This window comes from Mesorhizobium sp. M1078 (assembly GCF_040318615.1).
Lineage (GTDB): Bacteria > Pseudomonadota > Alphaproteobacteria > Rhizobiales > Rhizobiaceae > Mesorhizobium.
In genome coordinates this window covers 1-14,061 of sequence record NZ_JAMYMP010000062.1, presented here as the reverse complement: position 1 = coordinate 14,061, position 14,061 = coordinate 1, and the positions used below count along the sequence as shown (strand labels likewise).

Genomic DNA, 14,061 nt, shown 5'->3' with positions numbered 1-14,061 from the left:
GGCTCTACTGGTGCGACAGGCTCGACCGGAGCAACCGGTGATACCGGCGCGACCGGTGCAACGGGCTCGACTGGCTCGACTGGTGCTACCGGAGCCACAGGTGATACCGGCGATACGGGAGCGACAGGTTCGACCGGCGCCACCGGTTCTACTGGTGCGACAGGCTCGACCGGAGCAACCGGTGATACCGGCGCGACTGGTTCAACTGGTTCAACTGGTGCATCCGGAGCGACCGGAGCAACAGGTGATACCGGGGCTACTGGCTCCACCGGCGCGACTGGTTCAACTGGTTCAACTGGTGCAACCGGAGCGACCGGAGCAACAGGTGATACCGGGGCTACTGGCTCCACTGGAGCGACAGGTTCGACTGGTGCAACCGGTTCCACCGGGGCGACTGGCTCGACCGGAGCAACCGGCTCGACTGGCTCGACCGGAGCGACTGGCTCGACCGGAGCAACCGGTGATACCGGCGCGACCGGTGCAACGGGCTCGACTGGCTCGACTGGTGCTACCGGAGCCACAGGTGATTCCGGGGCGACAGGCTCGACTGGTGCAACGGGCTCTACCGGCGCGACTGGTGCGACCGGCGCCACAGGTGCAACTGGCGACACGGGAGCCACAGGTTCGACTGGTGCAACGGGCTCCACGGGAGCAACCGGTTCGACCGGAGCTACTGGCTCAACTGGTGCAACAGGCTCTACTGGCTCGACCGGAGCGACTGGCTCAGCCGGATCGACGGGAGCGACCGGAGCGACCGGCCCGGGCGGTGACACAGGTGACCACCACCATGGCAATAACGGCTTTGGCAACGGAGATCAGGATGCACCTGGTAATTCCGGGAACCATAACAATGCCGAAAACGGCCCTGGTCACAAAGCAAACGTCACGACCAATACGCTGGGCCTAAAGGACTCGACGCAGTTCCTGCAATCCGGCTCGACCGACAGTGGTGCCGTCAGCCATGCGTCGTTCCGGCAGCTTGTTGGCCTGGCGGCCAGTTCGGTGACGACCGACCTCCTGAATGTCCTCAACACGATCAGTGGATTTGGTCAGAACCAGAACAAGCCGTTAGGTGCGAGCACCGACCTGATCTCGGACAAGACCAAGCAGGGCGCCGGCTACGCCAACACCGACGACACAGTGAAGAAGGCTCTGAAGGATATTCTGAAGCCGCATGAGTGAGCAGTGAGTGAACCTGGACAGGAAATGGTCCAGATTAAACCAGGCGCGCGGGCTTCGCTGGAAAGCGGACCCGCGCGCTGATCATTCCAGGTTATTGGGTTCCCGACCATGGTCAGCCACCATGACCACACAGGACGAAACGTACGCGCGGACTTCGCGGGAGAGCGGAATTCGCGCGTTCATCATTTTCAAACAGGGATTGGCATCAGAGTCGCGTGGCCGGTCGGTTCGAAGTATAATGCGGCGTTGCCGGAAACCTCGGCAAATACCTCGGCTTGGGCATTTTCGAACCCTCGCCCTGCGTACCGGATGAGAAGTCCATGGTAAACGTGCCCGTAAACGCCGAAAACCAGCCGGCCTCGATCCGTGCCGACCTCGCAGCGCGCCAAGCGGGCGGCCACAACGCGGCGGCGCGGACCCCCGGCGGTCCCGCCGAGCGCGACCAGATCGGGCCACGCATCAAGGCAGTACTGCAGGCCGCGCGTTATCATGGCGTCGAACTCGACCCCAACGAATTCAGGACCGCGAGCGCGGTTCCGACCGCTACCGATCTCTCCGAATGGGCGCAGACCGCCGGCATGTGGGCGCGTGCCCTGCGTATCCGCTGGTCACATCTTTTGCGCTTCCAGGATACCGGACCGGTCGTGCTGTTGTTCAGCGATGGCGGCGCGGCCCTCCTGACCGGAGCGAGTGCGGAGCGCAATGTCGTCTTCCTCAAAAGTGCCGACGCGCCGGACGACGGTGAGGCCACCCCCATCGACGAGCTTCGGCTGTCGCGGGTGTGGACGGGCGAGGCGGTGCTGCTGCGCGCGACACGGTCGCACGTGGCGGCGGATGCGCCTTTCACCCTTCACTGGCTCACCCAACTGGTGCGGCTAGAAAGCCAGCCCCTGCGCGACATAGCCATTGCGTCGTTCACGCTGAGCATTCTGACCATCCTGCCGCCACTCATCGTAATGACGCTGGTCAACAAGGTGCTGCAGTTCAACAGCATCTCGACGTTGCTGCTATTGTCTGCGGTCATTGCCGTGGTCTTCGCCTATGAGACACTTCTTGGCCATGCGCGGCGACTGATCATCAACGTCGTCGGCGCCCGTCTGGACACCAAGCTGCAGTTGCACGTCTTTAGCCGGCTCTTGCGCCTGCCGCTCGACTATTTCGAGCGTCATCCGGCCGGCGAGACGATGTATCATCTGGCCCAAGTCTATCGTATTAGAGAGTTCCTGACCGGAAAACTTCTCAGCACGTTCCTGGATCTGATCACATTGTGCGTGCTGATACCGGTCATGTTCTACATCAACGCCACGCTCGCCTGGGTGGTAATGGCGTGCGCGGCCGTGATCATGCTGATCATCCTTGCCTTTCTCAGACCGCTGCGCCGCAGATACCAGCGAGTGGTCGAAGCCGAGACCTGGAAGTCGGCAGCGCTTGGCGAGACTGTCGTCGGCATCAAGACAGTGAAGGCGCTCGGCCTCGAGCCGCAGCGCAAGGCGCTCTGGGATGAGCGCGTAGCGGAAGCCGGAAAGGCTCGCCTCGCCTTCGGGCAGCTTGCAAGCTGGCCGCAGACGCTGGTCACGCCGATAGAACGCGTCATGGTGCTCGGCACCATGCTGATCGGCGCCTATCTCGCATTGAACGACCGCTCGGGCTATATGGTTGGCAGCCTGTTTGCCTTCATGATGATCTCCCAGCGCGTAGCGCAGCCGCTGGTCGGCCTGGCCCGACTGGTTGAAGACTACGAGGAGGTCGGTGCAGCTATTGGCGAGGCGGCCTCGGTTCTCAACCGGCCGCTGGAGAGCAGTTCGAATTCCACCGGCCTGAGACCCAGGCTTGTGGGCGAGGTCACTTTCAGCGACCTGACATTCAGCTACATCGCTACAAAGACACCGGCGCTTGACCGGGTCAGCTTCCACATTCCCGCCGGCAGCATGTTTGGCATTGTTGGGCGTAGCGGTTCGGGAAAATCAACGATCGCGCGCCTCCTACAGGGAATCAACCGCGACTACAGTGGCTTCCTCAAACTTGATGGCGTCGACCTCAAGGAGATCAACCTACGCCATCTTCGCCAAGGGCTCGGCGTGGTCCTGCAGGACAATTTTCTCTTTCGCGGGTCGATCCGCGATAACATCATCGCCGGGCGTCCAGGCTTGACGCTTTCCGATGCCATGCGCGCCGCGCACCTCGCCGGCGCCCAGGAATTCATCGAGCGCATGCCCAATGGCTATGACACCTATATCGAGGAAGGTTCGCCCAATTTGTCAGGCGGTCAAAAGCAGCGGCTGGCGATCGCACGCGCCCTCATCCACGACCCGACCATTCTCATCCTCGACGAAGCGACCAGCGCGCTCGACCCGGAGAGCGAGGCAGTGGTAAGCGCCAATCTTATGCGCATCGCCAGCGGCCGCACGATGATCATCGTTTCGCACCGGCTGTCCTCGCTAACAGAATGCGACAACATCCTGGTTATGGATCAAGGTAAGGTCCTTGACGTCGCGCCGCACTCGACACTGCTCGAGCGCTGCGCGCTGTATCGCCAGCTGTGGTCGCAGCAAAACCGGCACCTCGACGGCCGTCATGGCCGCCCGGTCGCCATCCCACCGCGTTTGGTTTGACGATGCCACGACTCAGATGCGCTTCAGGTCCGGTAACCCATGAGTAGCACCTCTCTCATCACCCTCCCCTCTCGGCGGCATCGGATGGAAACGAGGGATCTGACGACGCCAGCCATACTCGAATTCCAGTGGCCGTCGACGGCTGTCGCCAATGCTCCTATTCCGCAGGCGGCGCGGCGCATCGTCTGGATCATCGCGAGCCTGGTCATCGCGCTGATCGCCGTGGCCGGACTGATACCGGTCGATCAGGTTGTAACGGCCAGAGGACTCGTGGTGTCAAAATCGCCCAATATGGTCGTGCAGCCGCTGGAGACGGCGATCGTGCGCTCGATCGACGTTCGTGAGGGACAGCACGTGCAGGCCGGTCAGGTGCTTGCTCGCCTCGATGCGACTTTTGCTTCTGCCGATCTGGCGGCGCTCGGGATGCAGGTTTCGACACTTGAAGCTGAAGTCGCGCGGTTGAAAGCGGAAGCGGACGGCCAGACCTTCAACTATGACGGTCTCGACCCAAGCTGGACCTTGCAGGCATCGATTTTTGAGCGCCGCAAGGCGGTCTATGACGCCAAGGTCGAGAATTTCGACCGGCAGCGCGACGAACTCAGTTCCGTAATCTCGCGGTCGCTATCGGATGCAGATGGCTACCGCCAGCGGCTCGCGGTCGCGGGCTCGATCGAAGAGATGCGCAAGCAGCTCGAAGCAAGGCAGGTGGGCAGCCGCCTCAACACGCTGCTCGCCGAAGATAATCGCGCGGAAATGTCCCGGGCGCTCGGCAATGCCGAGCAGACCGCGCAAGCCGCAAAGCTCCAGCAGGCGGCGGTGGCCGCCGAGCGCGACGGCTATATTCAGGGCTGGCGAGCGGATGTTTCACAGAGCCTGTCCGAAGCCAGTTCGCGCATGTCGGACGCCCGTGAACTTCACAACAAGGCAAAGCTGCGTAAGCAATTGGTCGAGCTGAAGAGCGAAGCAGACGCGATCGTTCAATCCGTGGCCAAGGTCTCGGTCGGTTCGGTCCTGCAGTCCGGCGAGCGCTTGATTACGCTGGTGCCGGCCAACGCGCAGCTTGAAATCGAGACAAACATCGTCGGCCGCAGCAGCGGCTTTGTGCATATCGGCGACCCGGTGGTCATCAAGTTCGATACCTTCCCCTATTCGCAATACGGCCTTGCTCATGGCACCGTGCGGACGCTCAGCCCTGATTCCTTCTCTGCGCAGGATCAGGCGCGCGATCCGAACAGCTCACTGGCCATGCTGCCTTCGGACGCCGAACCGTTCTATCGCACGCTGATTTCCATCGACCAAGTCGCCCTCCACGGCGTGCCTGCCGGTTTCACCGTGAGCCCTGGCATGCCGGTGACCGCCGACGTTAAGGTCGGCCGCCGCACAGTGCTCAAATATATTCTCGGTGTGATGCTCCCGGTCGGCCAGGAAGCCATGCGGGAGCCATAGCGCAGGGTGTTTTCGGAGGCTCGGATCGATGACAATCCTGGATCGGCTGACTGTCTTGGCCTCCCCGGCGGCAGCGTTGCGCCGAGCGATCCAGCTCTCTGACAGCGGCAAGCCCGCAGAAGCCTTTCCGCTGATGGCGACCGCGGCGCGCGCGGGGATCGTCGAGGCCGAGTACCGGGTCGCGCGTTGCTATCTGGAAGGCTCGGGTGTGCCGCCAAGCCGTATGGAAGGGGCGCGATGGCTGCTGCGGGCAGCCAACCACGGGAGCGCCGATGCGCAAGCGCTGCTCGCTGCTCTCTACCTGACCGGGCTGGTGGCTAAGGAAGGCGACGGCAAGGGCTCCGAATCCGACCAATTGTTCATGGCGGATTCCTCGGGCAAACCGGACTTCACAGCGGCGTTCGATTTTGCCACCAAGGCGGCTGAGGCGGGCTCGGCCACCGGACAGGCGATCCTCGGCTATATACTTACCAGCGGTCCCAAAACAATGCGCGATGCAGATGCGGCGCACCGATGGTACGAGAAGTCGGCTTCTGCCGGCTGCGCCGAGGGGTGTCTCGGCTTTGCCCTGTCGCTCGCCCGTAGTGGCAAACGTGAAAACAGGGTCAGGATTGCAAACGAGGTAAGACGCGCCGCCGACGCCGGTCTGCCGACCGCAATCTACCTTCTCGCGGTCCTTACCGAGCACGGGCTCGGCGTCGTACGCGACATGGACGCAGCCGTTCAACTCTATCAGGCTGCTGCAGAAAAAGGCCTTCCCTCCGCCCAGTTCCGGTTGGGACTGGCACTGATTGATGGTGCATTTGTCGACCAGGACATATCTGCTGGAGAGGCGTGGATGCGGCGCGCTGCGTTGGCGGGCAATATTGAGGCTGCCTATCTCCTTGGCGACCGCTATGTGAAGACGCAGCGGCCGGATTTTGCAGAATCCGCAAACTGGTATCGGCGGGCGGCCGAAGCGGGCCATCAGGCCGCCGCCCGCGCTTTGGCCTCGCTTTATTTGACGGGCAACGGCGTGGCTCAGGATCTCGAAGAAGGGGCACGCTGGCTACGCGCCGCTGCACTTGGCGGCAATCAGGAAGCACAGGTCGATCTCGCCAATCTTGTTCTCGAAGGAGCCGGCGAGCCGGATGATCGTGCAAGCGTTGCCGGATGGTTCGAAGCGGCCGCTTCATCGGGGGACCTGATCGCCGCGTTCAATCTTGGGCTCTGCTTCGCCAATGGCGTTGGCGTCCGCCAGGACGAGGGCCAAGCGGCGCAATGGCTAAGGCGCGCGGCTGAAGGTGTCGCCGAGGCGCAATATATGTACGCCCGTCTCCTGCAAGATGGACGCGGCGTGGTGACCGACCTATCGCAGACCCGCCTCTGGTTTGCTCGGGCGGCCAATGCCGGCCTGCTCGACGCCCAGGTGGCGCTTGCCGAGATGCTGCTCAATGGCCGCGGTGGCGCGCGTGAGCCAAAGGTTGCTATGCAGCTGTTCGAGCGGGCCGCGCTCGACGGTCACGCCGGAGCGATGTTTGCACTTGGCGCGATGTATGGAACTGGCCAGGGCGTGCGGGTCAGCCAAACGGCGGCGCAGAAATGGTACTCCGCCGCTGCTGGACGTGGGCACGGCCAAGCCCAACTCATGCTCGGGCGTTATTTCTCAAGGGGTATCGCTGGGGAGCGCGACCCGGCAGCCGGTCGCCTATGGCTTGAGCGCGCAGCAGCACACGGTATTAGTGAAGCGGCCGAGGAACTTGCCGAACTCGCCCCGGGTTGAGACCCGCATAGTGCGAGCGCGCCAAACGCATGTCAGCCACGAATGAGAAACCAGCGGATTCTAGGTTTGGTGCGGAAGCCAATTGCTCCCCTGGCGGTCATATATCAGTGGTCCGTTTTCCTTCATCTGGTTGCCGATCAACTGGGTCGTGTGAGTTCTGGTCCGCAATGCGCGCCTGGGTGACCGTGCTGACGGCGCCAAGCTCGGCCTTCCTGTAGGGTACGGTGATCAGATCAGACTTCTCGTCACGCAGCAGGATTGGGTGACGTCAGTTCCGAATCCAGCGAGGTCGATTTCGACTGAACTCTGCATGTCGGCTTTCTTCCCCCCAATGAACATTCCCCTAAGAGTTTGAGCGGCATCCTTCCCAAGCTGCCCGTCGCTTGTCAGCAGGCACTCTTACGTGACAAGCGCATGATTGCAGTGCCTAGCCCGCGTCTTTGCGCCGCCACCAGCCTGCGATGTCTGCTTCTGCCGCAAATCGCGCCCTTGGTCTTCTCGAGCAAGGTCCGCTTTTGACAGGCGGCCAAGCTGCGCGGAAACGAACGAGATTGGGCGCAAAGCAGTCAACTCGCCTGGATTAAAGGTTCGCTCGAAGAGGTTCTCAGAACATCGGATTGCTCTTGTCTTCAGACACGGAGTCATGCCCGCCCGCCACAAAGGCATCCATACTGACGCCCACCTGGACCGTTTCTACCCGCACCATGCGCAACCTAGCGGAGGGTGCAAGCCCACGTTGCTGACATGAGCGCCTTTCACAGTGGCACAAAAGGCGAGTCGCTTCCCCATACCATCTCTGCTCGATTTGCTGAACGGCGGCCCGTTGAGCGGCCATTTCATTCAAGGAATCCCGCCTGACGAAGCTTCGCAAGCAAAAGCGCGATGGCGCCCGTGTAGCTAACGCGGGCTTGCTCAGCCATCGGCAGAGAACACCACACGGTTAGTTCGACAATTTTGTCCTCGTCGCCGTCTATCGGAGCGGAGCTAAGTTGCCCTTGCTTGTCCATAATGATTGCGACGGTGCCATTTGCACCATACCCAATTGCCGCCAACCTCTGGATTCGCATGTCGCCATCGACGCGAACATCGAACAGGATGGAACCGTCCGTTTTCTCGGCGACATCACTCACTCGATCGAAAAACGGACGGGTCATCCCGCCAGCGTTGGCAAGAGATTGCTCCAGTAAGACTAGTTCAACGTACTCCGCCTTCATACGGCAAGAGTGCTCGGCCTGCCTCGCGGGACCAATGACCGTTGAAGGCTTATCCACACCAAACACCCCTCCATCTAAGTTGTTTTTGAATGATGGAAGGAGCCGGGGGCGGCAGAGCGCTCTATCGCCGACTTACAGATCGTGCCTTATCGCGCTGAGGCCGGCAGCCTGGCGCAGTCTGCATCGGAGCTGAATGGACGGGGGCTCGGATCGAGGATGTCGAAGAAGGCCGACAGCCTCCGTGTTCGACCACGATGAAGGTCTCGATTTTGGGGCCGTCCGCGCCGCTGCCTTTCAGTGTATGCTTATCTGGCTGGGCTTACGACTTTCGCGATGCTGAAGGCAGGGAAAGGAGTGCACCTCATCCCGGCCCTCATCCCTGGCGCCGAGTGGCCGTATCGGCGCGCGCGAGCACATCTGAGACGGTACCACCCACATGGGCCAGCACGGCAACAGATGTGATAGCGCGCCGCCAGCGATGACGCACAGTCAGCCTGATGCCTGCGGATGATCGCGAGCGCAAGAACGCTCGGAGTCTGCTGGGCTGAATTCCCGCTGCGGCAACTATTATCAATAAGGTTAGACCCAACTTGCTCCTTTAAAGGAGCCTCTTGTCCTCTGGTTCCGTTGACAAAAAGCCACTACCCGATACCTTTTCACGACCATACTGAAACTTACGACGATTTTTTCCGTGGCATTGGATGAATGCCGTCAATGGGTTCGATACCACTATCTGGAGAACGGTCGTTGGATATTGAAAAGCGGCAAGGTCCACGGAGGGCGGCGGGAAGAGTTGGATCGACTTGTTCCGAGCCCTTCGGGGCTCTCGCCGTTGGTCGTCCACTCTTTGAAAACTCGTTATCGATATTGAACCGGACTGGTGCTTGGCATATCGCAAAGGACCTTTGCCAGGAGTTCGTACCACAGCACGCACGGGTTCGATATTGGAGACTTGGCGCGGTGGCTCCCGAAGGGCTGGCGCGCAAGATCGCGGCAAGGCTGATGATGCTGGAAATCAATTGGCTTAAGGATAGCCGATATTGCTTGATCGGCAGCAAAGCCGCTGATCGCTACAGCCGGGTTTTTCTCGATCCGCTCTTTGTGCTGAGGTCAGAGCTGGCTGAAAAAGATGTCGTGCTCTGCCATGACGTCGGCCCTTTGAGCCACAGCTTCCTCTATGACTCTGGAACCGTTGAGAATTACCGTGTCGCATATGAAAAAATCCGCAGACACAGGCCCGGGATTGTTTTCGTCAGCGATTGGTCGAAGGATAATTTCGTCTCCATCTATGGGTCAAATTTCCGATTCCTGATCACCATTCCGCTGTACGTGCGTACGGGCCTGTTTGATGGATCCCTGGAATCCCTTCCTGCTGTCAAAGGGCCATTCTTCTTGACTGTCGGCGCCTTTGAAACACGCAAGAACCAGATCACGGCGCTTGAGGCATATCGAAACGGCGGGTTCTACAAGCAAGGTATCAAATACGTGCTTTGCGGCTCGCGAGGCGACGGCCGCGAGAAGATCATCGATCTTGCGAAATCGATACCAGGGACGGTGCTGCCGGGATATGTGCCGGACAGCCAGTTGCGATGGCTCTACGCGAACGCTGAGGCATTCGTTCTGCCGAGCCTTCTGGAAGGGTTTGGAATGCCCGCCTTGGAGGCGGCCCATATGGGCCTCTTACCGATCGTCTCCGAGAGAAGTGCATTGGTGGAAGCGGTGGAAGGCGTCTGCGTGCAAGTTCCTCCACACGACACGACTGCAATCGGACAGGCGATGCGGCAAGCGCTTTCACGCAGTTCGAGCGAAAAGGCACAGGCCAGCCGCGAACTGCGGGACGTTGCCTCGCGCGCTTCTAAACAGCGCTTCCTGCAGGGCTGGCGAAGCCTGCTGCTGGGCGGATAAAGCAGGCCGGTACCTCGCCTCTGGAGTAGCTGCCAAAAGGGCAGGCCTCGCGATATCACAATCGCAAATTGCCCGCTGCCAACGCAAGCCTACATTTATCAGCTCGTCCTAGAGCCAAAGACACATGGCACTGCATACGGCTGCTGAGATCGCGCAAATATCACAAGGAGTCGGCGAAGCAGTGAATGGCTACGAAAGCAGTAGTCCAATTTTTCCGGCATCGCTGGCAAAACAACTCGAGTGGCACTGGGCGTCGCGTAGCGTTCCGGTCGCCTAAGCGGCATCGATAGCAGGCATGGGCTGTGCCGCCTGATAGCGATTGTGTCTTTCAAATCCTGCTGCCATGCGTAAGGCGCTGACCCTGGTGGCGGAGACGACGGCGATTGCGATGCAGAAGATGGGGCCTGGGTCAGCGCTGCCGCCTGACACCGAGCTGGCAATTATGGCGGCGAAGGCGGCGTTCCTGATGCTCATTGCGACTGCAGCCGTCTCAGGCGTCACCCATTGTTGTACCCCGCCCAATCCCCTGGTCAGGACACCGAGCAGCATGGCCATCATCAGAGACCCAAAGAAGCCAAGCTGGGACAGAACCGCGATCGGCCAGCTCGATGCCCTGGAACTGCCGAAGCCCACGCCAAGGCCACTGGTGTCAACGAACGACTGCAGGCTCTTGAGGTTCCAATAGGTGCGCTCGTTGCCCGAGGCGGAAGCTGCCTTGTTGATGATGGTGCTGTTGATGAGCCTGACGAAGGGATCCAGCGCGTCGGCCCGGTAGAGGCTCACGCCCATAACAACGGCCACGCCCAGCACCATCAGGACGGTGATCAATATCTCCTCCCGCTCGACTCGTCCCCTGAGAACTGATGCCAACATTGAGAGGGCGACCGGAATGCACAGCAGAGTGAGGCCAACATAGGCGGTCGAGGACGTCGACAGGATGGTCAGGAAAAGCAGGATGGCCGACAGCCACTGGGCGAGACGGGACCTGGTCATTCTCCAGTATGTATAGGAGAATGCCAAGCAGGCCAGGGAGGCGCCGGCAAACGAAGAGGCCTCGGAAAAAGGTCCTGTGATGCGTGCGAAACCGGCCTCGTAGGCGTCACTTATGATCGCATAGTTGGCGGTTCTGATCGGGGCGAGTACGTCGCCCACGCCGGCATTTTTGCTGACGAAATCAATCAGCCCCATGCCAGCATGCAGGCCGCACCACAAAAAGAACCCACGGCGTAGCTGGTCTATCCTGTCAGAGTGCAGCAACAGGGTGCAAAGCGCGATGGTCGTGAGCCCACCGAGAATGAAATAGCCTGTCTGAGAGGTATTGCCTGAAACCGGAGCCAGCGAAGCTTCCACGACGGTGCCGCGGATTTTCGACTGGACAAAGACAGCCGTCTCCCCGGCGAAGAACCTTGGAAACAGCCACGCTCCAATAACTGCGTAAACCATAACGCCCGCAAGAACCCAGACCGCGCGGATGCTCCCAAACACCTTTCCTAAGTCGATCCATATATGTCGTCTTGCAGCTACGGCAGCGACGAGCAGAGCCTCGAACATGGTGTAGATGAGCGGAGAAGACCCACCCAAAAAAGTCAGGGTCATAACGGCGGTAGCGCCGAATGCCTGGGAAGCAATCAGCCCAACTATCAGCATTCCTCGGGAATAGTATGCAATGATCAGAATGGCCGCGCACACCAGAAGACCCGGCAGAGAAACCTGCATTGCTGACTGAGCCTCTCTCCCTGTTGGTGATTCTAGCGTTCGAAAGACGCTATCCGATGAGTGCATCATTCGACAGGTGCATAGCTTGGGCAAGAGAGCCAAACGGCGTAGTCTTGCTTTCCGCAGGAAGCCGTAGCCCCGAGCAGCGGCAGATCCCACGGCGCAAAGTTATTTTGCCGGTGAGCCTGATAAAATGGCTGCCGGCCTGGTGCCCAAATGTCGTGTTGGTTGCCTGCTGCTGGAGAAGCAAAGCGCGGCATAGGCCGACACGTCCGGGACCCTTCGACCCGCCGGCCCTTCCGATTCCGGCCTACCCCTTCCTGCAAACGGATAATTGGCAAACGCACCCTAAAGAACGCCTCGACGGCGCGAAACGTCACTCTTATACACAGGTCAGCGGGCAGGTTGTGCTTACAATCGTGAAATGACGTGTTAGGTTTGAAATTATTGGGTGCTCTTGGTGACGGGGTGGGTTCTCGAGAGTTCCATGAGGAGGATAAGCGGTATGACCGCCCGTGTTATACATGGCCCATTTGGCCCTAAGCAGATGATGCAACTCAGGGAGATTTACGAACGGGCGCGGGCTGTGACCGCCCAGTATCCCGAATCCCACGTTGCCAACAAAGCCGCCAAGAAGTTGATCGATGCCTTCGAAACCGTGACCTCCAGCGATGCAAGGGGTGGGCGGTGTCTGAGTGAGACGGATCCCCAGGGAAACGCCTGAGGTCCAAGCGTCAAGTCCAGGAGCATCTATCCGCCTGCCAGCCAAGCTGGCAGGCGGATTCTCGTTTGCTGTCCCGGCGCGCCGCTCCCATAAAACGATAGGGGAGCCACTGGGGCGGGCGAGTGGCTCCCCTATCCTGTCTTCGCTATATCCGCAGACAGACCGCGTAAGCCCGGGCAGACGCCGGCAAATCCATGTTCGTCTTGGCAACGTATCTCGTCAACGAAGCCTTTGGGGTAGTTTGCCACCGAGGGGTGTCTGCCCAGCTTCCGCCTATCGGATGAGCATAACAGCTCTGCCAATCTCGAACTATTATTCAATGAAGTGAGCGTGTCGACCAGCCCCTGTTGGCCGCGCATCAGCGAGTTCTATGACGTGAGAAAAAAGTTCACCGAAAATTAACTTAGATTAGCACCCACTTGTATAGCATAATCTACACAATTCCAGGTGGCATAGGGGGAAATGATGAGCGTCTAAGCTGGAGAGATCCGGCTAAGCCTTCACGGGTAGAACACTTCAAAAAATCCAGGAATAATGAGGGGGTTATGGCGACCGCCAGAGGGTCGCTTTGTGTATAGGCAAAGTTGGGGTACTAGTATGGTTTCTGCAATCGGACTGCATAGTTTCGATTCGGCAAGTCAACGAGAAGCTGCTTTGAACAGTACGGGAAGGGGTAACGAACAAGCCGACAAAGAGTGCCTACTTATCCTGGACGGAAGGGCCCTGGACCGGGAGTGTCTGGCATCAGCCCTTAAAGACCATGATCTCGGTATGGCCATTGCCGCCATGGGTGCGATCGAAGAATGGCGCATAAAGAAGGACTCTTACCCTTCTCTGGCTGCCATTCTATTCAACCTTGGCGGACGTAAATTAGCCGACCGCGGCATTGCAGATGAGATTAGATTAATCTCTTCAGAGTTCAGTTCTGTTCCGGTAATAATTTTGTCTGACACAGATGATCTCGGGCAAATACTAACAGCGCTTGAATGCGGTGCACGTGGGTACATCCCGACTTCAGTTGGTATTGATGTCTGTGTCGAAGCCGTCAATCTTGCAGCGGCTGGCGGCATCTTTGTACCGGCCAGCAGCGTTTTGTCTATGCGCCACCTGATCGATTCAGGCAGCCGCGACACGCGTCCGTTGACGACTATGTTCACGCATCGGCAAGCTGAAGTGGCTCAGGCGCTTCGGCGCGGCAAGGCGAACAAGATCATAGCCTACGAATTGAACCTGCGCGAAAGCACGGTGAAGGTGCACATCCGAAATATCATGAAAAAACTGAAGGCGACGAATAGGACGGAAGTCGCCTATAAGGTCAACGATCTTTTCGGGGAAGGCGCTCTCGCGCAAGAGTGATAGTGGTTTCAGGCGGTGGGGGGGGGGGGGGGGGGGGGCGGGCCGCCGGGGGGGGGGGGGGGGGGGGGGGGGGGGGGGGGGGGCGGGCGCGCCGGGGGGGGCGCGGGGGGGCGAGGGGGTCGTATGAGGTGGAGGGGGGGGGGG

General features: G+C 59.9%; 8 protein-coding genes. 6 read left to right on the top strand and 2 right to left on the bottom strand.

The features are described from left to right. Nucleotides 1-1,002 precede the first annotated feature (1,002 nt). The 4 genes from NKH38_RS32340 (at nt 1,003) to NKH38_RS32325 (ending at nt 7,002) form a co-directional block, all read left to right on the top strand. Nucleotides 1,003-1,182 (top strand): hypothetical protein, encoded by a 180-nt coding sequence (locus NKH38_RS32340; protein ID WP_023715472.1) that lies wholly within the window; start codon nt 1,003-1,005, stop codon nt 1,180-1,182. Between the two features lie 320 nt (nt 1,183-1,502). After that, nucleotides 1,503-3,794, top strand: coding sequence for a peptidase domain-containing ABC transporter (locus NKH38_RS32335; RefSeq protein ID WP_352765550.1), 2,292 nt, complete (start codon nt 1,503-1,505; stop codon nt 3,792-3,794). A gap of 39 nt (nt 3,795-3,833) precedes the next feature. Beyond that, complete coding sequence (locus NKH38_RS32330) at nt 3,834-5,240, top strand: HlyD family type I secretion periplasmic adaptor subunit (RefSeq protein WP_352904830.1); 1,407 nt, start codon at nt 3,834-3,836, stop codon at nt 5,238-5,240. A 76-nt stretch (nt 5,241-5,316) separates the two neighbouring features. Continuing rightward, nucleotides 5,317-7,002 carry an SEL1-like repeat protein gene (locus NKH38_RS32325; protein WP_352904828.1) on the top strand — a complete coding sequence of 562 codons (1,686 nt, stop codon included), beginning with the start codon at nt 5,317-5,319 and terminating at the stop codon, nt 7,000-7,002. Between the two features lie 836 nt (nt 7,003-7,838). Here NKH38_RS32325 and NKH38_RS32320 read toward each other — a convergent pair. Next, nucleotides 7,839-8,273, bottom strand: a complete 435-nt coding sequence (locus NKH38_RS32320) for a hypothetical protein (protein ID WP_352446914.1) — start codon at nt 8,271-8,273, stop codon at nt 7,839-7,841. A 903-nt stretch (nt 8,274-9,176) separates the two neighbouring features. On the opposite strand from NKH38_RS32320, the gene NKH38_RS32315 reads away from it, so the two are divergent. Next, the gene (locus NKH38_RS32315) at nt 9,177-10,121 is read left to right on the top strand and encodes a glycosyltransferase (RefSeq protein ID WP_352446913.1); all 945 of its coding nucleotides are present in this window, start codon (nt 9,177-9,179) and stop codon (nt 10,119-10,121) included. A 273-nt stretch (nt 10,122-10,394) separates the two neighbouring features. Here the strand turns inward: NKH38_RS32315 and NKH38_RS32310 are convergent, their stop codons facing one another. Continuing rightward, a complete protein-coding gene (locus tag NKH38_RS32310; protein WP_352765555.1) occupies nt 10,395-11,837 on the bottom strand; it encodes a hypothetical protein in 1,443 nt (480 codons plus the stop codon). 1,321 nt (nt 11,838-13,158) lie between these two features. Between NKH38_RS32310 and NKH38_RS32305 the strand changes: the two genes are divergently transcribed. Beyond that, complete coding sequence (locus NKH38_RS32305; RefSeq protein ID WP_352765556.1) at nt 13,159-13,917, top strand: LuxR C-terminal-related transcriptional regulator; 759 nt, start codon at nt 13,159-13,161, stop codon at nt 13,915-13,917. Nucleotides 13,918-14,061 lie beyond the last annotated feature (144 nt).

Bases quoted from the DNA above. Each gene is read 5' to 3' on its own strand.
- NKH38_RS32335 (WP_352765550.1), top strand. From the start codon at position 1,503: ATGGTAAACGTGCCCGTAAACGCCGAAAACCAGCCGGCCTCGATCCGT.
- NKH38_RS32310 (WP_352765555.1), bottom strand. From the start codon at position 11,837: ATGCAGGTTTCTCTGCCGGGTCTTCTGGTGTGCGCGGCCATTCTGATC.
- NKH38_RS32330 (WP_352904830.1), top strand. From the start codon at position 3,834: ATGAGTAGCACCTCTCTCATCACCCTCCCCTCTCGGCGGCATCGGATG.
- NKH38_RS32305 (WP_352765556.1), top strand. From the start codon at position 13,159: ATGGTTTCTGCAATCGGACTGCATAGTTTCGATTCGGCAAGTCAACGA.